Here is an 18,116-nt window from a genome sequence, read left to right on the forward strand (position 1 = left end):
AGTTATTCTAAGCTTGTTGGCTTTTCACTTTCAACAGATGTAATTTGGCGATGCGGCCATTCGAGTGCGTGAAGCTTCCCTCCAAATACAGCACCACCATCTATGCCGATAATATTATTGTCACCAAAATAAACATCGTAATTTGTTGGGTCCTGATGCAACTTATAAGTAGGGGTATGCCCAAAAATCACCGTTTTCTCTCCATCATAGCCTGTATGAAATTCTTCTCGAATCCATATAAGTTGTAAAGGGTCTGTGTCCGTCAATGCTAGGCCAGGCACAACGCCGCCATGTACAAAAATGGCATCTTCTAACTCTATATAAGTTTCAAAAGTTTCTATAAGCTGTAAATGTTCTTCGAGCTTCGGTAATGTTTGAATGTAACTAGGTAATGTATTGCTGACAATAGCGTCTTCAAAATCTTCCACATGATAGCCATAGCTGGCAAGTGTTGCATCTCCGCCACAGAGCGAAGTCCAATGATTCCAAGCTTTTGGAGTCCCTGAACGACAAGCTTTTAGCATAATAGCTTCATGATTTCCTAGTAGAACCCGTGCCCCAGTTGCTTGTAGTTCTGCAACTATATTTAAAACGCCACAAGAAGCAGGACCTCGATCAATATAATCCCCAAGTAAAAATAGCTCATCTTGTGTTGCATCGAACTTTACCTTTAGCAATAATTCTTCCAAAAGTTCTAGTTCCCCATGTATATCACTAATTGCTAGTATACGTGTCATAAAAAAGCATCCTTTCCAGTATAACAGGCGTTACTTTTCATTATAGAGAAGAATCTTACAAAATTCGACTTTTCTCATTTATTAATGACGGCAAAAATACCTGAAACATTTTTAGATAAGTAACCATTTTAGAGGTTTATGTTCATACGATAACGCTTCTTCTACAAATTATCGCCTTCTTTTATCTTATGTCAGAGAGAGTGTGAGCATTTAATCGTTTGTCTATAGATTTGCAATAAATGAGAGGAGGAATTGTAGTAGTGTAAGTGTTGGAGGGAAATAAGAAGTATTCTAGATGTTCCTTAGATGTTTGTTGAGAAATAAATAATTTGAATATAAACCTCCTTGGGATTAGGGGTTTATATTCAAATTATAATTTAACTATTTTTAATTTTGTTCCATTCTTGCTCCGCGATACTTTCGTCAAAGGTTGAAAGCAAGCGGTAGTTGTAGGTATCTAAAATTCGATAATGTTGACTAATGACATTTTGTTGTAAACGATAGCCTTTCCACTCATTTACATTTTTCCACCATATGTATCCGCCCATCGTTTTTTCCTGTGGTTGTAATGTACCATTATTAGCGATTAAGTCAACAACCTCAAGGGGATCACCGCCTAGCTCATGCTGTAAAATTGAACTTTCACGACATAGTGCGCATACAGCTACTGCAGTTGTCCAGCCGGTTGTAATGCGCCCTTTCTCAATTTGCACGAGTGTTTTTTTTGAAAGACCTAATAGGTTGCTCATTTGATCTTGCGTTAATGTTTTTTCTGTTCGAATTAATTTTAGTTTCTCTGAAATGAGGGAAATTAGTTGTTCACGATTCATACAAACATCCTTTCATCAGGTTGTTACGCTCCATTATACATGAAAGTCAAAATGGTAGTGCGAGATTTGGGGAGCTTGCATTTGAAATGGTAATAGAATACGGAGCGAAAGAAAAAGACTGCTCAAAGAAGAATCTTTCTCATTGAGCAGTCTGTTGATTGTGATAACAGGCAATTAATATTCATATTTTTTTGTGTCAGAAATAACACGGAAATGAATTCCTTTAATTTGGGCACTTACTTTATGGCGTAAAGTATCAAGATCGACTAGCTCGTCTCCATCATTTACACACTCAGCGATTTCCTGTAATAGTTTCGTAAATGCTTCTTTGAATAATGAGCGCATATTATCGAAGTCAAGGCTTCTGAAACTTCCGTCAATATCAAATGCCTCAACAGAATTTAACTGCTTAGAAGCACCAGCGAAGCGGTCATCGTATACTGTATAGTTTTCGTCTGTTACAACGATAATATATAAAATTTCTCCTGTAATCGTTTTTAATTCGATATTTGTCTTGTGTTTTTTGACATCGGTAATAATGTGGATACCGTCAGAATGATAAAGTTTAAAAAGTTTCATAACATTGCCCCCTGAAAATAGAATCATTTATATAAACATTATATATAAATATGGCTAATAATGGAATGGTTGAAAAGTATATAGAAATATTAGTATAGCCTTTATTTATCTTAAGTTTTAATTGCCATTTGATGCTTCTAACGAAGGGAAATTGTCCAGTTAACTTTCTGTTGTAACAGGGGCAGCTTTATGGAGCGGACGTACTTCGATATAGTGAAGCTGATGACCGTGTTGTTCATAAATGCTAAATACATATTGTTCCAGCTCGATGTTTTTACTAGCCCTAATGCCATTATTCACGGTTAAGAACCAACCACCGAGTGTTTCTACATCATCTGTATCTAGTGAAATTTGTAGTAAATTTTCTACATCTTCAACAAGCATTTTGGCATTCAAAATATAATGATTGTCACCAATTTTTCGAATTTCAGCAACTTCATCATCGTCAAACTCATCACGAATTTCTCCAACGATTTCTTCTAAAATATCCTCAACCGTTACAAGTCCACATGTACCACCATATTCATCCATTAAAATGGCCATATGAATGCGTTCCTTTTGCATGCGGCCAAGTAATTGTTGAATAGGTGTCGTTTCTATTACTCGAATAACAGGGTTAATAAAATCTTCAAGCACAAAAGAATCATCCGTTAATTGTTCAAGTAGACCATGGGTAAATAACTCTTTTGCATTAATAAATCCTAAAATATTATCTCGGTCACCATCATAAATAGGGTAGCGAGTATATTTTTCAGCGGCGATAAAATGAATAATATTGGTGAAGGTTTCGTTTTTTTCAATGCCTGCAATTTCAGTTCGGGGAACCATAATTTCACGAGCAATACGCTCGTCAAATTCAAAGACATTATTGACGAATTTTAACTCAGTTTTGTTAATTTCACCGCTTTTAAAACTTTCAGATAGCAATGAGCGCAATTCTTCTTCCGTATGCGATATCTCGTGCTCATTTGCTGGCTTCATGCCGAAAAAGCCTAGAAGAATACGAGCTGATCCGTTCAAAAACCAAATGAATGGGTACATCAATTTATAGAAAGCGATAATCGGTTTAGCAAAAAGTAATGCAATTTTTTCCGTCTTTTGGATAGCTGCTGTTTTTGGTGCCAATTCACCGACGACAACATGTAAAAAAGTAGCGATAGCGAAAGCGGTACCAATTGTGAAAATCGGTATATACTTATCAGCAATTCCGATCATTTCAAATAATGGATGCAGCATAAATTCAAAGGTTTTTTCTCCTACCATCCCGATACCAAGTGCTGTTATCGTTATGCCGAGCTGACAGGCGGATAGGTATTCATCTAAGTGATTGACAACATGCTTCGCGGGAATGGCATTTTTATTGCCCTCTGCGATTAATTGGTCAAGTCTAGAGGAACGCATTTTAACAATTGAAAATTCCGTTGCGACGAAAAACGCGGTTAACGCTAATAATATCGTGAAAATTGATAAATTCAGTATGGTCTCCAAATAGTCGTTCTGCAAAACAGAACGTCACCTCCTAGGTATTAATAAGTAATAATAAAGATTGCATAAGTGCAATACTTTCAGGTGAAACATTTTTTTTAATTGATTGGATATTTTTATTGTCTTGATTGTTCATTTGTTCAAGTAAAGATGATACATCATGTTCTAAATCTTGCATTTTTAAACGTAGCATTTGAACATCGATTTCTTCATAACTAGTAATATTGAGTGCGTTTTGTATTTCTACTAGTGAAAGCCCTTCTTGTTTACGTTGTTCAATAAAATAAAGTCGATCAATCATGGCAGGGTCGTAATAGCGATAGTTTGACTCGGAACGCTCTGCCTCCAACAGGCCTAAATTTGTATAATAATCGATTGTTCTTTTTGTAATGCCTGTTTTTTGAGCAAGCTCACCAATTTTTAGTTTTTCTGTCCCAATGCAATGACCTCCCAACCATCACGTGATACTTTGATTATAACGTGATGGTTTACTAGCATTCAAATAATAAGCTTTAATATTTCTAAATTGTAAGATTACTTTGTGTCATGGGAATTTGTAGAGGTAAGGTTTTGCAAATGGCGTTAATCTACATAAAAATAGCTTTTCTTAACGATAACCGTCAGAAAAGCTATAAGAATTATTTTTTTAAATATGTATCATATAGATGATGTAGGGCATCATCACCACTTAATTGTAGTATCTTCTCTTGATTGTACACAAGCGTTACTTCTGTCTGTGAGCTATCAATTTGATCGTCCTGCATTACACAAATAACAGTTACCAAACCCGTTTCAGCAAGCTGTTTTTGCATATGATCATCCCAAGCTTGTTCAGAGAATAACGGTGCTTGCCAAGTGCCTTGTACATGAAGCTCGTTTTTTTCGCCGTCATATTCCCAGCGTATGTCACGTAAAATAGTTTTAAATAGGTCATTAATAGTAAAGGATTCGTCGTTGTAATTAATTGTAAGTGCTCTTATTGCATGCACATCTTGGCTAACTGCGCTAGCTGCTGCATCAGCTGCTGAGTTAATGCCCGAAAAGGCATCTTTAATTTCAGTTAGTCTATCACCACAGCCAGCAAGTAAGACAGAAAGGCATGTAACAATAGCGAGTTTTGTCATCCATTTCACAAGGAGTACCCCCAGTTCCACTAGTTGTTACTACTATATTAACGAAAAGAAAATTATGAAGAAAGGGTATGTAAGAGGCAGATTGTGACGTTTTTTCAACGATACTGCCTTTTCCAGAGTATGCTTGATTGTAAGAATTAATAGACTGAATTTTTAAATAATTATCATTTGAAAGGGGAGCGTTTTGGGATGAAAATTAATGATGAAATACTCGACCGTTTAGGAACATATTTTGTTTATCACGCAGTATATGATAATTATGGGATAACTTTTGAAAATTTTGTGGAGCGTTGGTTACGGGGGATTCTTGAAGTTTAAAGTACAAAAAATTTCTTCGTACACCCATTGTATTGCCATGGGCGATTTTTAGACAAGTTCTGCATTGTAACAATCTGAAAAGAGTCGTGTTTCACAAAGGAAACACGACTCTTTTATTTAAGATTTTTTTAATAAGTATTACTTAAAGTAATTAGTGATAAATTGATTTGCTTCTTGCCAATTGTAAACGCGCACAACATTGTCAGGTACAGCAAGTCGATTGTATGGTGTGTCGAATAACACCACGGGTATTTTTAATTCTTCAGCGAGCATCACAGCATTATCATGTTTATCTTCAAAGAAAGCTGCTACACTATGCTTTTTCGCTGTAGCTAGTTTATCATGGCTACCTATAAGTTCAATATGATCGAAAGGGATAGCCTGTGACTTAAACCAGTTCATCGTAATATCAGATACATTTTGACCGCGTGCAGAAATGAAATATAGCTCATAAGTATTTTGCCAAGCACTTAAAATGTCTTTGGCATCTTTTGCAGCCTCAGAAACTTCATACATATAAGGCTCATTTTCCTTAAACCACGCGTTGAATGCTGTGCGATCTACTGGATGCGGGAAAGCTGATAAAAAATCATATTCACATACATCATCCAGAGTAATATTCACATTGTACTGCTTATTGATGTGAGGAATGAGTGTACTCGGACATGTTACTGTTCCATCAATATCGATTCCAAAACGAGGCTTTGTCATGCAAGCACCTCCTTAGGCGTTCGCTTTTGCAGCTTCTTCAGCCGCACGTTTTTCTGCCATTTCAGCAGCTAGCTTATCGATTTCTTTTTTCAACTCTTCTACCATTGTTTCTTCTGGCACTTTACGGACCGTTTTGCCTTTCATGAATAAGAGACCCTCACCACGCGCACCAGCGATACCGATATCTGCTTCACGTGCTTCACCAGGACCATTTACTGCACAGCCTAGAACAGCAACTTTTAAAGGAACATTCAATTTTGAAATGTATTCCTCAACTTCGTTAGCGATAGAGATAAGATCGATTTCAATACGTCCACATGTAGGACAAGAAATCAATGTGGCCATATTAGAAGCTAAACCAAATGATTTTAATAGCTCACGTGCAACTTTCACTTCCTCCACAGGATCTGCAGAAAGAGAAATCCGTAGAGTATTACCAATGCCTTTTGACAAAATGGCGCCTAGCCCAGCAGCTGATTTTACAGTACCTGCAAAAAGTGTACCTGATTCTGTAATACCTAAATGTAGAGGGTAATCAAATGCTTTTGCAGCTTTTTCATAGGCTTCAATAGCTAAATTAACGTCTGATGCCTTCATTGACACAATAATATCGTGGAAATCTAAGTCTTCCAAAATTTTAATATGGTGTAATGCAGATTCTACCATGCCATCTGCAGTTGGATAGCCGTATTTTTCAAGAATATGACGTTCTAGTGAACCAGCATTTACGCCAATACGAATAGGAATACCTTTTGCTTTCGCTGCTGTAACAACTGCTTCAACTTTTTCTTTACGCCCAATATTACCTGGATTAATACGAACTTTATCAATACCATTTTCAATTGCTTTTAAAGCTAATTTATAGTCAAAGTGAATATCAGCTACTAATGGAATATGGATACGTTTCTTTATTTCTGCGATTGCATCAGCTGCACGCTCATCTGGGACTGCAACGCGAACGATTTGACAGCCTGCTTCTTCAAGTCGAAGAATTTCTGCTACTGTTGCTTCGACATCATGTGTTTTTGTTGTACACATACTTTGAATGAATAATTCATTACTACCACCAATTGTTAAATTACCGACACGTACTGGACGTGTTTTTGAACGGTGACAAATTTCACTCATTAACTTTCTCTCCTTTTCGGGCCACTACTTTCAGCCGTCACTGACACTTATTTTATCAGTGTAAGAAAATAAGGACAAGGAAGAAACGTTAACTTTTCATTTTCCGCATTTATTTTCGAATTCAAAAGAGAGGGGAAGCTTAATATTTTCGCCTGGTACAAGTGCTTGTATTTGTAAATGTGGATTTAATTGATAAAAAAGCTCCAGTCGTTCAGGAAAGGTCATCGGCACTTTTGCAGGATGTAGTGCAAATAAGCTATGTATCGTATCGCCTTGAATCGTTTGTACACTGATGTAGGTAGGTTCGCGTTGGTCTTCACAAAATGCATTTTGACTTTCTTTAGGATAGAAGGCAGCAAGAGATAATGTTCCCTCTGTTAAATCTACTTTAACGACAAATGCGATAAGCACGATTGCAACGGTTAATAAGAATGCACGCAAAAAATCCCCTCCTTTTTCTACACTATATTGAGAAGAGAGGGGAATCATGCCTATTATTTTGAAATTGGTTGTTTTGGATATTTTGTAAAGGCTACAATTAATAGAGTTATCGTTAAAAGTAATGACAATATTGAGATAATCGTAGCGGCATTTGGAATGTACTCTGCTAGCATACTTAAAATAGTGGCCCATGTAATAGCGAATGTTGTTGTACGCCAAATATGGCGGTATTCACCTCGGCGTTTCATGATTTTTAAAATAAATAATCCTGCTAACGCATAGAGAGCAATTTGCCCAAAAATCAACATTGTTGTCATTACAAACAACATAATGAATGTGACAGGGTATAAGAGCCACTTTATTTGTTCTATGTATTCGGTTATACCGCTAATGTCAATCGTATTGGTAGACATATCAGCAGAAAAACGCCCAAAAGAAAATACTGTAACAATCGTAATTAATAGAAAGGTATATTGAATAACTTTTCCAATAGGTAGTAAACGATAGGCTGCTAGTTTTTTAGGATGTATTAAGCTATCGATAAATAATTGTGAGTGTTTCATTTATATCTCCTCCAAACGATATTCTAACATGTTCAGGAATGACTAGATATGGACATTAGTAACTTTATCTGAGAATACGATGCTAAAATGTTAACATTGTGTAAAGAAGTTAAAGGTTTTCTTTACTTTTTGTACAATTTCATTTAATGATTAGGAATAGAGTAGTAGAGACGTAGGAATTGGAGCGAAAACCATTGACAATCGATTGGCAAAGCATATTATTTCAATTTTTAGGCGGATTAGGGGTCTTTTTATTTTCCATAAAATATATGGGGGAAGGTTTACAAAAATCGGCAGATGATAGACTTCGAGAATGGTTGAATCGATTTACGACAAATCCGCTAATGGGTGTGTTAGTTGGTATAATCGTAACGGTTTGTATCCAGTCAAGCTCAGCAACAACAGTGATTACTGTTGGCCTAGTAAGTGCAGGCTTCTTAACACTTCGTCAAGCTATTGGCGTTATCATGGGGGCTAATATTGGTACAACAATAACCGCATTTATTATCGGTATTAATATTGGTATTTATTTTTATCCACTACTTGCGATTGGTGCGGCATGTTTGTTTTTCTTTAAAAAAGCAATCTATCATCATATTGGGCAAATTTTATTCGGCTTTGGTGGTTTGTTTTTAGGGCTAGAGTTAATGAGTGCAAGTATGCAGTCGCTGCATCAATTAGCGGATTTCGCATCATTAACCATTCATCTAAGTAACCAGCCGGTAATTGGCATATTTCTAGGCACTATTTTTACGTTGCTCGTACAAAGCTCGACAGCGACAGTCGGAGTACTTCAAGGCTTATATGCCGAGAATTTAATTGGCATAGATAGTGCGCTACCGATTTTATTTGGTGAAAATATAGGGACGACGATTACAGCTGTTTTAGCTTCATTAGGTGCTTCAATCTATGCAAAGCGTGCTGCGGCAGCACATGTGTTGTTTAATGTTATTGGGACAGTTATTTTTATGTTGCTTTTTACCCCATTTATAAACTATGTACAGTGGATTAGTGGTCTGTTTCACTTGGAGCCGCGTATGCAAATTGCTGTAGCACATGGCTCGTTTAATGTTTTTAATATGATGATTCAGCTACCATTTATTGCAGGGTTGTCGTTGCTAGTAACTAAATTATTACCTGGCAATGATGGTAATATTGATGTTACGACGAAGCATTTAGATCCAGCATTTATCGATTCTTCTCCTGCCATTGCGCTAGGCCAGGCAAAAGAGGAAGTTTTGCGGATGGGCGAGCATGCACTTAGGGGATTAGAAGAAACATTTTTATATATGAAAACTGGGGAATCTGCACATATTCCGACAGTATTACAATTGGAAGTTGGACTCAATCACTTAGATAAAGAAATAACAAATTATTTAGTTATGGTCTCAAAGCAGCCACTTTCTCATGCTGATTCGGTTCGTCACCATACTCTTTTAACAAATGTACGTGATATTGAGCGTATCGGCGATCATTTTGAAAATATATTAGAGCTTTTACAATATAAAGATCACCATGAAGTAAGCTTAAGTAAATCAGCCCGACAAGATTTAATTGGTATGTTTAGTCTCGCAATTGAGGCAGTACGTAAAAGCATAGAAGCGCTTGATACAGCTAGTCTTAGTTTGGCACAAGAAGTAACAGAGCTCGAGAGTTTAATTGATGATATGGAGGATAAACTAAGACAAAAGCATATCGCACGCTTAAATACTAATGAATGTAGTGGCGCTGCGGGTATCGTGTATACGGATATTGTGAGTAACTTGGAGAGAATAGGGGATCATGCTGTTAATATTGCAGATTCTATATTAGGTATTCGCCATTAGGTATGAAACTTTTGGCAATATGTTTCGTATTAAAGGCAATGCACGACAAAAGGAGAGAATGTTTATGGAAGTCATTGGCTGGATCGTAGTAATTGCCTGCTTTATTATTTCATTTGTAGGTTTAGTGTATCCGATAATCCCTGGCGTTTTATTTTTACTCGGTGGTTTTTTACTGTATGGATTATTTTTCTCATTCGCCGATTTAAGCTGGTGGTTTTGGGCTATTGAAATATTATTTGTTATCCTGCTATTTGGTGCTGATACGGTTGCAAATGCTTTTGGTATTAAAAAATTTGGCGGCTCAAAAGCAGGAATGTGGGGAAGTACAATTGGCTTATTGATTGGTCCATTTGTTATTCCAGTTGCAGGAATATTAGTAGGTCCATTTTTAGGAGCGGTTATTGCGGAACTTCTAGTAGAGCGAAGAACAGTTGGGGAAGCAGTAAAAAGTGGTGTGGGTTCCCTTATCGGCTTTTTAACATCAACGGTAGCGAAAGCGGTTATTCAAATTGTGATGATTGTCATTTTCTTTATTGCCATATAATTTGTTCGTGCACTTTTGTGGGTGTAATTATAAAGTTTAACAAAATAAAGAAGTGGGTATGATAGAGATTGGATTGTTTTTTCGGTCAAAAGGCTGAAATCTTTGATTTGAGGTATTTTTCATTGAATGGTTTGACCAATTTTGATAATCTAAGGATGTACTAATTATTTCTTTATTTTAGGGAGGAACTTAAAAATGGCTTACGAATTACCACAATTAACTTATGCTTATGACGCATTAGAACCAAATATTGATGCAAAAACAATGGAGATTCACCATTCTAAACATCACAATACTTATGTAACAAATTTAAACGCAGCAGTAGAAGGAACTCAATTTGCTGAAAAAGACATTAATGACTTAATCGCAAATATCGACGCACTTCCAGCTGACAAACAAACTGCAGTTCGTAACAACGGTGGCGGACATGCTAACCACACACTATTCTGGGAATTAATCGCTCCAGGCGGTTCAAAAACTCCGGTTGGTGAAGTAGCAAAAGCAATCGATGCTAAATTTGGTTCTTTCGATGCTTTCAAAGAAGAGTTTGCTAAAGCTGCAACAACTCGATTCGGTTCAGGTTGGGCTTGGTTAATCGTTGATGGTGATTCAGTAGCTGTTACATCTACACCAAATCAAGACTCTCCAATTATGGAAGGTAAAACACCAATCTTAGGATTAGATGTTTGGGAGCACGCTTACTACTTAAACTACCAAAACCGTCGTCCAGATTATATTGGTGCTTTCTGGAACGTAGTAAACTGGGATGTAGTAGAAGCTAAATTCCAAGCTGCAAAATAATCATTTGCGAGAAAACAATGATGTTTCTGCGAAGCTGACGTCAGTAAAGTGGAACGATAAAAATTAATTTTCAAGTAGAGGGCTATGCAAAGGGTGAAAAATCACCTGGGCATAGCCCTTTTTAAATGAATTTATCGCATCAAGTGAAAACTTACTATAGTCGTTTACTGTTTTAAAGAAATCAATATATATTGAAGGAAACTTTTCTTGCAAAGTACCGTCAAATAAATGAAGCTATTAGTAAGGAATTTAAAGTGAGTTAATTTCATAAGGATTTTTTCTAGGGAAAATAACGATTTTTAATGGAGCGAAGGTCAAAGATTCCAGTGGGATAAGCAAGCCTGGACTGAGCATAGCATAGGAAGGTGCTCGATGCTCGCCAAGGAAAGCGTTTGCCTGTTGCATAATGGTGTAAACAATCCTGTTCTATATTTTTTCAATATTTTCCTTTAATGGAAAACAACAATTATGGAATTGATTCAAGTGTATGCTTTTCTGACTTAACATCGAATGGTATACTAGGTATCGTGTATTTAAACAGTTATTAGATGAGGAGGGTAATACATATGCGCAAAGCACCGGGGAAAAATCGCGCAGCGAGTGTTAAAGCAAAGCATCACTCTAATTTAACATTTCGTATGAATGTCCTTTTCTTTGCAATATTTATCGTATTTTCGATGTTAATTTTTAGGCTTGGTTATATGCAAATTGTAAAAGGGGAAGATTATGTTCGTATTTTAGAGCGGACAGAGGAAGTACCTGTTAATACAAGTGTACCAAGGGGTAGGATGTATGATCGTTATGGGCGAATTTTAGTTGATAACCAACCGGAAAATGCAATTACATATACGAAAATGCAGACGACAAAAACTGAGGATATGCTAGCAATAGCTGAAAAGCTTGCGCAGCTGATTGAACAGCCGATAGACCGTATTACACTACGTGATAAATATGATTTTTGGATTTTAAAAAATCATGATGCGGCATACGCAAAAATTTCTGATGCAGAGCAAACTAAAATTAAAACCCAAGAAAATATTACGACAAGTCAAGCAAATGCAGAGATTGATAAGGTTGTGCGTGAGCGCATTACCGACGAAGAATTAGCACAATTAACTGATGATGATTTAGAAGTACTAGCAATTTACCGAGAGATGGTATCAGGCTATAATTTATCACCACAAATCATTAAAAGTGAAAATGTAACAGCTGATGAATTTGCACGTGTTTCTGAGCGTTTAACAGAGTTGCCAGGAGTCAACACAACGACAGATTGGAAGCGTGTCAAGCTATCTTCACTTTCTGTGCTAGGCCGCACAACTGTTCCAACGAAGGGGATTCCGAAAGATAAGCTGAATTATTATTTGGCACGGGATTATTCACGTAATGACCGCGTAGGAGAAAGTTATATTGAAGCGCAATATGAAGAACTTTTACAAGGGCAAAAAACAGTTGTCAAAAATATTACGAATAAAAAAGGGCAAGTTGTCGATACCGTTACAACATATGATGGCGAGCCTGGAAAAGATTTAGTATTAACATTTGATAGTGAATTACAGGCAGCTAATGAAAAAATTGTAGAAGAAGAACTGCTTAAATTAAAAGCGATGTCTGGCTCTAGTTTATTAGACCGTGCTTTCTTAGTCATGATGGATCCGAACACTGGTGACGTATTATCAATGGTCGGTAAAAAAATCGAAAAAGATTCGGAAACTGGTAAAAATGTAGTTGTGGATTATGCATACGGCTCTTTCACAACAGCATATGAAGCTGGATCTGTAGTAAAAGCAGCAACGTTGCTGACAGGCTATAAACTAGGGGCCATTACGCCGAGTACAGTATTGGGAGATGAACCGATTCATTTACTTGGTACACCAGTAAAAAAATCGATATTTAACCGTAATGGGTATATTTCAATGGACGGCTTAAGTGCACTTGAACAATCATCTAACGTTTATATGTTTAAAACAGCAATGCTTATTAATGGCACACCGTATAGTTATATGATGCCATTACGATTAAATGATCAAACATTCCCGAATATGCGTAATTCCTATGCACAATTTGGCTTAGGTGTTAATACAGGTATTGATTTACCAAATGAATTTAGTGGTGTGGAAGGTCCTTCAGGTCCGACGATGGGTGGTAAAACACTCGACTTAGCAATTGGGCAGTATGATACGTATACACCGCTACAACTAGCACAATACATTTCAACAATAGCAAATGGTGGCTATCGTATACAGCCCCATGTCGTGAAAGAAGTGCGTGATCCATCAAAAGATGGTCAGCAGCTAGGGCAATTAGTGACAGAAGTAGGACCGAGAATTTTAAATCATATTGATAATACTGATGATGAAATTAATTATGTTAAACAAGGATTGCGTCGTGTTTATACAGGCACTCGTGGTACTGCACGATCAGCATTTGCAAATGCGCCGTATACAGCTGCCGGTAAAACGGGGACAGCAGAAGTTGTGTATTATGGACCGTTACGTGAACGTTATGGTACAAATACGATTAATTTGACGCATGTTGGCTATGCGCCATATGAAAATCCTGAAATTGCCTATGCGGTTGTGATTCCATGGGCAACTACTAACCTAGATCAACATTTATCAAATAATAACGTTATTGCAAGACGTGCTTTAGATAAGTACTATGAGCTAAAAGAAAAATATGACACGACAAAAGTGACAGATAATAAAGTAGAGCAACCAATTTTACCTGCTATTACAAATGATAAAATTGGTGAGGATGAACAAGAATAAAAAAACCGCTAGCGCATTTTAAATGCCTAGCGGTTTTTTTATTTATAGTCAAAGCGTATAATTTCCGCAGCTGGTTTTCTAGCGGCGATTACTATACAGAAAGTTGCTGAATGGCTAATTCAAACTGCTGCTTTGGTTTATTTCCATAGAGCTCTATATTATTAAAGAAATAAGATGACACCATAAAATCAATAGCCTCCTGTAAAGAAAACGCCCGATGATCCATGATAAGTGTTAAATATGTTTTGAAGTAATCGGCATTTTGTACTTTTGCATGCTTAATCACAAAGTCAAACTCCTCTTATAGTATTTCCTGACACAAATGCTTATTATAGCATTTTTCCTAAAGGAAGCAAGTAAGAATGCTATTGTAAATGATTTTTTACAATCCTTTACAAAGCATTACATTCCTTTACGTGTCTTTTACGAACGATTTATACGAATTCAACAATAAGTCATTATAGTAAAGATTGTAAGGCAAACAACAAATAAAAAAGTTAGTGACGGAGGCAAATGAGATGAAAAAGTGGAAGTACTTAACGATGACAGCTGTAATGGGTTCAGCATTAATGCTAGGTGCATGTAGTGGAGACAACTCAGCGCAAAATGGTAACAATGCAGAAACGAACGCACCAGCGAACTCAGGACAAGAAGCTGCTGACGAGAAACTGCAAGGTTCAGTTGCTGGTGATGGTTCATCAACAGTAGCACCAATCATTGAAGCAGTTGTTGAAGAGTATGCAGGTGCACAACCGGATGTCAAAGTATCGGTAGGTGTTTCTGGTACTGGTGGCGGCTTTGAAAAATTCATCGCAGGTGAGACAGACTTTTCAAATGCATCTCGTTTTATAAAAACTGAAGAGAAAGAAAAACTAGAGCAAGCAGGAATTGCTTACACTGAGTTAGCTTTAGCATATGATGGTTTATCGGTAGTGGTGAACCCTGATAACGATTGGGCAAAGGATTTAACGATAGATCAATTAAAGAAAATTTGGACTGAAGATGGCACAGAGAAAAAATGGTCAGATATCGACCCATCATGGCCAGCAGAGAAAATCGTATTCTATTCACCAGGTACTGACTCAGGTACGTATGATTACTTTGATGAAGTAGTTTTAGATGGTGCTGATCTAGTAAGTGCTGCAACATTATCAGAGGATGATAATATGCTAGTCCAAGGTGTTGCTGGTGACAAAAATGCTATTGGCTTCTTCGGTTTCGCTTACTACTTAGAAAATAAAGATAAATTAAACATTGTGAAAGTAAATGGCATTGAACCAACACATGACACAATTGAAGCTGGGGAGTATACGCCACTTTCCCGTCCGTTGTTCACATATGTGAAAAACAGTGCAATTAAAGATAATGCTGCAGCATATGATTTCATCAAATTTACACTTGAAAATGCAGGGGATATGGCAGAGGCAGTAGGTTATGTAAGTCTACCTGACGAAAAATATGCTGAAGGCTTAAAAACTTTAGAAGGTTTAAAATAAGCAAACATGCATGCATAGAGGGAAAGAGACGTATGCTCTTTCCCTTGCTTAATGGAAAGGAGTACCCAATGGTTTCTCATAAAGAAAATAAGACATCATCTGTGCAACAATTAATTGCAAATTCGCGCAATCATAAAACTAAGAAAATAGTGGAAAAAGCCATGCCAGCTTTATTATTTTCTGCAGCGCTTATCTCGATTTTGACGACATTTGGCATTGTTTTCACCCTTATTTTTGAAACGTTTGAATTCTTTAAACGTGTTTCGATTACGGATTTTCTATTTGGTACACAGTGGCTACCGTTTTCTGGCAAGGAGCCTTTGTTTGGGATATTACCACTTATCGCAGGGACACTTAAAGTCACATTTATTGCAGTAGCAGTAGCTGTACCGTTTGGGATTGCTTCAGCAATATATTTGAGTGAATATGCAAGTGAGAAAATACGACGTACAGTTAAACCAATATTAGAAGTGTTAGCAGGTGTACCTACAATCGTCTATGGTTTCTTTGCATTGACGTTTGTAACACCAATGCTACAAGGCATCATTCCACAACTTAAGTTGTTTAATGCACTTAGTCCAGGGATTGTAGTGGGCATTATGATTTTGCCAATGATTACATCACTATCAGAGGACGCGATGTCATCTGTACCAAACAGTATGCGTGAGGGGGCGTTAGCCCTAGGTGCAACGAAGTTTGAAGTTGCTATAAAAGTCGTGCTACCAGCGGCTTTATCAGGGATTATAGCATCGGTAGTACTGGCTATTTCCCGGGCAATTGGGGAAACGATGATTGTATCACTTGCTGGGGGATCAACACCGAAATTTGATCTTGATGTTACAGATTCCATTCAAACAATGACAGCGTATATTGTACAAGTGTCAACTGGTGATGCTGGTTATGGAACGACGATTTATTACTCGATTTACTCAGTTGGATTCACTTTATTTATCTTTACTTTAGTAATGAATCTACTTGCTCATTATATTTCGAAACGCTTCAGGGAGGTTTACTAGCATGCGCTATATCGATGATACAGTCGTCAAGAAACGAATGACAAAGCGTATTACATTCAATAAAGTGTGGAAGTTCTTATTTTTCTTGGCAACTACATTTGCACTTGTGATGCTAGCTATTTTGCTCTACCGTATTGTGACGCAAGGAATTGGCTATTTAAACTTTGATTTCTTAACAAATTTTGCTTCGCGTTTTGCGAATAAGGCGGGAATTAAAGCGGCATTAGTTGGCTCGCTCTGGTTGATGGCGGTTGTAGCTCCCGTGTCAATCATTCTAGGTGTAGGAACAGCGATTTATCTAGAAGAATATGCAAAGAAAAATAGACTAAACGATTTTATTCGTATGAATATTTCAAACTTAGCAGGTGTACCTTCAATTGTTTTTGGTTTACTTGGCTTAACAATTTTTGTTCGTATGTTGGGACTTGGTAAAAGTATTTTAGCTGCAGGTTTAACAATGAGTTTGTTAATTTTACCTGTGATTATCGTGGCAGCACAGGAGGCAATTCGTGCTGTACCGAATGAACAACGTGAAGCATCCTACGGTATGGGTGCGACAAAATGGCAAACAATTTTACGTGTCGTATTACCAGCAGCTATACCGGGAATTTTAACAGGTAGTATTTTAGCGTTGTCCCGTGCGATTGGTGAAACAGCTCCATTAGTAGTACTTGGGATTCCTGTTATTTTACAGTTTTTACCTAACGATCTTTTAAGTCAGTTTACTGCATTGCCAATGCAAATTTACGATTGGGCAAAACGTCCGCAAGAGGCATTTCAATACGTAGCGGCAGCGGGAATTTTAGTACTGATGATCGTGCTGTTACTGATGAATTCGATTGCCATCTTTATTCGAAATAAATTCCAAAAACGTTATTAATGAGGTGACCTTATGGTACTAGATTTTAAAGAGGAAAAATCAGTTGTTAAATCGATTAATATAAATGTAAAGGCTAATGCTGAAGTTGCGAAAAAAGTAGTGTATGATACGCGTAACTTAAATTTATGGTACGGGGATCATCATGGTTTAAAAGACATTAATTTAAGTATTTATGAAAATGAAGTAACAGCCATTATCGGTCCTTCAGGTTGCGGGAAATCAACTTATTTAAAAACGTTGAATAGAATGGTAGAGCTAGTACCAACTGTCCGTACTTCAGGAGAGATTTTGTATCGTGAGCGTAATATTTTAGATAAAAGCTATACAGTAGAGGAATTACGTACTCGTGTGGGGATGGTTTTCCAAAAACCTAATCCATTCCCAAAATCTATTTATGACAATATTGCTTATGGTCCTCGTATCCATGGCATAAAAAACAAAAAGATTCTTGATGAAATTGTTGAAAAGTCTCTGCGCGGTGCGGCAATTTGGGACGAAGTAAAAGATCGTTTAAATCAAAATGCATATGGGCTATCAGGTGGACAGCAACAGCGAATTTGTATCGCTCGCTGTTTAGCGATAGAGCCAGATGTTATTTTAATGGATGAGCCAACATCTGCACTTGACCCAATTTCTACATTAAAGGTAGAAGAGCTTGTACAAGAGCTTAAAAAGGATTATTCGATCATTATCGTTACACATAACATGCAACAAGCGGCACGTATTTCGGACCGTACAGCATTTTTCCTTAGCGGCGAAGTCATTGAATATGACAAAACAGATGTGATTTTCCAAACACCTGCTGATCAACGTACAGAAGATTATATTTCAGGTCGCTTCGGCTAAGCATAGGAGGA

The 18,116-nt window shown here is 37.1% G+C and carries 20 protein-coding genes; 9 read left to right on the forward strand and 11 right to left on the reverse strand.

The window, feature by feature from the left end; all coding sequences use genetic code 11:
- Positions 1-2: 2 nt before the first annotated feature.
- From ACIQXJ_RS04195 to ACIQXJ_RS04220, 6 genes are all read right to left on the reverse strand, one after another.
- Positions 3-737, reverse strand: coding sequence for a metallophosphoesterase (locus ACIQXJ_RS04195; RefSeq protein ID WP_403049999.1), 735 nt, complete (start codon positions 735-737; stop codon positions 3-5).
- 377 nt (positions 738-1,114) lie between these two features.
- On the reverse strand, positions 1,115-1,567 hold the full coding sequence (locus ACIQXJ_RS04200) for a helix-turn-helix transcriptional regulator (RefSeq protein ID WP_403050002.1): 453 nt from the start codon (positions 1,565-1,567) through the stop codon (positions 1,115-1,117).
- 174 nt (positions 1,568-1,741) lie between these two features.
- Positions 1,742-2,146, reverse strand: a complete 405-nt coding sequence (locus ACIQXJ_RS04205; protein ID WP_172772022.1) for a hypothetical protein — start codon at positions 2,144-2,146, stop codon at positions 1,742-1,744.
- Positions 2,147-2,305: 159 nt separating this feature from the next.
- On the reverse strand, positions 2,306-3,634 hold the full coding sequence (locus ACIQXJ_RS04210; protein WP_403054825.1) for a hemolysin family protein: 1,329 nt from the start codon (positions 3,632-3,634) through the stop codon (positions 2,306-2,308).
- Between the two features lie 31 nt (positions 3,635-3,665).
- Positions 3,666-4,085, reverse strand: coding sequence for a MerR family transcriptional regulator (locus tag ACIQXJ_RS04215; protein WP_403050005.1), 420 nt, complete (start codon positions 4,083-4,085; stop codon positions 3,666-3,668).
- 184 nt (positions 4,086-4,269) lie between these two features.
- Complete coding sequence (locus ACIQXJ_RS04220; protein WP_403054827.1) at positions 4,270-4,755, reverse strand: hypothetical protein; 486 nt, start codon at positions 4,753-4,755, stop codon at positions 4,270-4,272.
- A 198-nt stretch (positions 4,756-4,953) separates the two neighbouring features.
- Between ACIQXJ_RS04220 and ACIQXJ_RS04225 the strand changes: the two genes are divergently transcribed.
- Positions 4,954-5,082 (forward strand): hypothetical protein, encoded by a 129-nt coding sequence (locus ACIQXJ_RS04225; RefSeq protein WP_255313805.1) that lies wholly within the window; start codon positions 4,954-4,956, stop codon positions 5,080-5,082.
- 138 nt (positions 5,083-5,220) lie between these two features.
- On the opposite strand, the gene ACIQXJ_RS04230 is transcribed toward ACIQXJ_RS04225, so the two are convergent.
- The 4 genes from ACIQXJ_RS04230 to ACIQXJ_RS04245 form a co-directional block, all read right to left on the reverse strand.
- Complete coding sequence (locus ACIQXJ_RS04230; RefSeq protein WP_403050008.1) at positions 5,221-5,793, reverse strand: 5' nucleotidase, NT5C type; 573 nt, start codon at positions 5,791-5,793, stop codon at positions 5,221-5,223.
- 12 nt (positions 5,794-5,805) lie between these two features.
- Positions 5,806-6,921 carry a flavodoxin-dependent (E)-4-hydroxy-3-methylbut-2-enyl-diphosphate synthase gene (gene ispG / locus ACIQXJ_RS04235; protein ID WP_401010417.1) on the reverse strand — a complete coding sequence of 372 codons (1,116 nt, stop codon included), beginning with the start codon at positions 6,919-6,921 and terminating at the stop codon, positions 5,806-5,808.
- A 96-nt stretch (positions 6,922-7,017) separates the two neighbouring features.
- Positions 7,018-7,362: a hypothetical protein gene (locus ACIQXJ_RS04240; RefSeq protein WP_403050012.1), complete on the reverse strand. Its 345-nt coding sequence runs from the start codon at positions 7,360-7,362 to the stop codon at positions 7,018-7,020.
- Between the two features lie 53 nt (positions 7,363-7,415).
- Positions 7,416-7,925: a DUF1189 family protein gene (locus ACIQXJ_RS04245; protein WP_403050015.1), complete on the reverse strand. Its 510-nt coding sequence runs from the start codon at positions 7,923-7,925 to the stop codon at positions 7,416-7,418.
- Between the two features lie 194 nt (positions 7,926-8,119).
- On the opposite strand from ACIQXJ_RS04245, the gene ACIQXJ_RS04250 reads away from it, so the two are divergent.
- The 4 genes from ACIQXJ_RS04250 to ACIQXJ_RS04265 all read left to right on the forward strand — a co-directional run bounded on the left by ACIQXJ_RS04250 (position 8,120) and on the right by ACIQXJ_RS04265 (position 13,867).
- Complete coding sequence (locus tag ACIQXJ_RS04250; protein ID WP_403050018.1) at positions 8,120-9,751, forward strand: Na/Pi cotransporter family protein; 1,632 nt, start codon at positions 8,120-8,122, stop codon at positions 9,749-9,751.
- A gap of 64 nt (positions 9,752-9,815) precedes the next feature.
- The gene (locus ACIQXJ_RS04255; RefSeq protein WP_403050021.1) at positions 9,816-10,295 is read left to right on the forward strand and encodes a DUF456 domain-containing protein; all 480 of its coding nucleotides are present in this window, start codon (positions 9,816-9,818) and stop codon (positions 10,293-10,295) included.
- A 195-nt stretch (positions 10,296-10,490) separates the two neighbouring features.
- A complete protein-coding gene (locus tag ACIQXJ_RS04260; protein WP_401010409.1) occupies positions 10,491-11,096 on the forward strand; it encodes a superoxide dismutase in 606 nt (201 codons plus the stop codon).
- A 566-nt stretch (positions 11,097-11,662) separates the two neighbouring features.
- Positions 11,663-13,867, forward strand: a complete 2,205-nt coding sequence (locus tag ACIQXJ_RS04265) for a peptidoglycan D,D-transpeptidase FtsI family protein (RefSeq protein ID WP_403050025.1) — start codon at positions 11,663-11,665, stop codon at positions 13,865-13,867.
- Between the two features lie 91 nt (positions 13,868-13,958).
- Here ACIQXJ_RS04265 and ACIQXJ_RS04270 read toward each other — a convergent pair whose 3' ends face one another.
- Positions 13,959-14,153 carry a hypothetical protein gene (locus ACIQXJ_RS04270; RefSeq protein WP_403050028.1) on the reverse strand — a complete coding sequence of 65 codons (195 nt, stop codon included), beginning with the start codon at positions 14,151-14,153 and terminating at the stop codon, positions 13,959-13,961.
- Between the two features lie 232 nt (positions 14,154-14,385).
- On the opposite strand from ACIQXJ_RS04270, the gene ACIQXJ_RS04275 reads away from it, so the two are divergent.
- From ACIQXJ_RS04275 to pstB, 4 genes are all read left to right on the forward strand, one after another.
- Positions 14,386-15,363 carry a PstS family phosphate ABC transporter substrate-binding protein gene (locus ACIQXJ_RS04275; RefSeq protein WP_401010405.1) on the forward strand — a complete coding sequence of 326 codons (978 nt, stop codon included), beginning with the start codon at positions 14,386-14,388 and terminating at the stop codon, positions 15,361-15,363.
- Positions 15,364-15,431: 68 nt separating this feature from the next.
- Positions 15,432-16,379 (forward strand): phosphate ABC transporter permease subunit PstC, encoded by a 948-nt coding sequence (gene pstC / locus ACIQXJ_RS04280; protein ID WP_401010403.1) that lies wholly within the window; start codon positions 15,432-15,434, stop codon positions 16,377-16,379.
- A 1-nt stretch (position 16,380) separates the two neighbouring features.
- Positions 16,381-17,259: a phosphate ABC transporter permease PstA gene (pstA, locus tag ACIQXJ_RS04285; RefSeq protein ID WP_401010401.1), complete on the forward strand. Its 879-nt coding sequence runs from the start codon at positions 16,381-16,383 to the stop codon at positions 17,257-17,259.
- Positions 17,260-17,313: 54 nt separating this feature from the next.
- On the forward strand, positions 17,314-18,105 hold the full coding sequence (pstB, locus tag ACIQXJ_RS04290) for a phosphate ABC transporter ATP-binding protein PstB (RefSeq protein ID WP_403054829.1): 792 nt from the start codon (positions 17,314-17,316) through the stop codon (positions 18,103-18,105).
- The last annotated feature ends 11 nt before the right edge of the window (positions 18,106-18,116 follow it).

The sequence above is a fragment of the Lysinibacillus sp. NPDC097868 genome, assembly GCF_044761135.1.
Taxonomy (GTDB): Bacteria; Bacillota; Bacilli; order Bacillales_A; family Planococcaceae; genus Lysinibacillus.

Bases quoted from the DNA above. Each gene is read 5' to 3' on its own strand.
- ACIQXJ_RS04220 (WP_403054827.1), bottom strand. From the start codon at position 4,755: ATGACAAAACTCGCTATTGTTACATGCCTTTCTGTCTTACTTGCTGGC.
- ACIQXJ_RS04265 (WP_403050025.1), top strand. From the start codon at position 11,663: ATGCGCAAAGCACCGGGGAAAAATCGCGCAGCGAGTGTTAAAGCAAAG.
- ACIQXJ_RS04195 (WP_403049999.1), bottom strand. From the start codon at position 737: ATGACACGTATACTAGCAATTAGTGATATACATGGGGAACTAGAACTT.
- ACIQXJ_RS04260 (WP_401010409.1), top strand. From the start codon at position 10,491: ATGGCTTACGAATTACCACAATTAACTTATGCTTATGACGCATTAGAA.
- ACIQXJ_RS04230 (WP_403050008.1), bottom strand. From the start codon at position 5,793: ATGACAAAGCCTCGTTTTGGAATCGATATTGATGGAACAGTAACATGT.
- pstC (WP_401010403.1), top strand. From the start codon at position 15,432: ATGGTTTCTCATAAAGAAAATAAGACATCATCTGTGCAACAATTAATT.
- ispG (WP_401010417.1), bottom strand. From the start codon at position 6,921: ATGAGTGAAATTTGTCACCGTTCAAAAACACGTCCAGTACGTGTCGGT.
- ACIQXJ_RS04245 (WP_403050015.1), bottom strand. From the start codon at position 7,925: ATGAAACACTCACAATTATTTATCGATAGCTTAATACATCCTAAAAAA.
- ACIQXJ_RS04225 (WP_255313805.1), top strand. From the start codon at position 4,954: ATGAAAATTAATGATGAAATACTCGACCGTTTAGGAACATATTTTGTT.
- ACIQXJ_RS04200 (WP_403050002.1), bottom strand. From the start codon at position 1,567: ATGAATCGTGAACAACTAATTTCCCTCATTTCAGAGAAACTAAAATTA.
- pstA (WP_401010401.1), top strand. From the start codon at position 16,381: ATGCGCTATATCGATGATACAGTCGTCAAGAAACGAATGACAAAGCGT.
- ACIQXJ_RS04255 (WP_403050021.1), top strand. From the start codon at position 9,816: ATGGAAGTCATTGGCTGGATCGTAGTAATTGCCTGCTTTATTATTTCA.
- ACIQXJ_RS04275 (WP_401010405.1), top strand. From the start codon at position 14,386: ATGAAAAAGTGGAAGTACTTAACGATGACAGCTGTAATGGGTTCAGCA.
- ACIQXJ_RS04205 (WP_172772022.1), bottom strand. From the start codon at position 2,146: ATGAAACTTTTTAAACTTTATCATTCTGACGGTATCCACATTATTACC.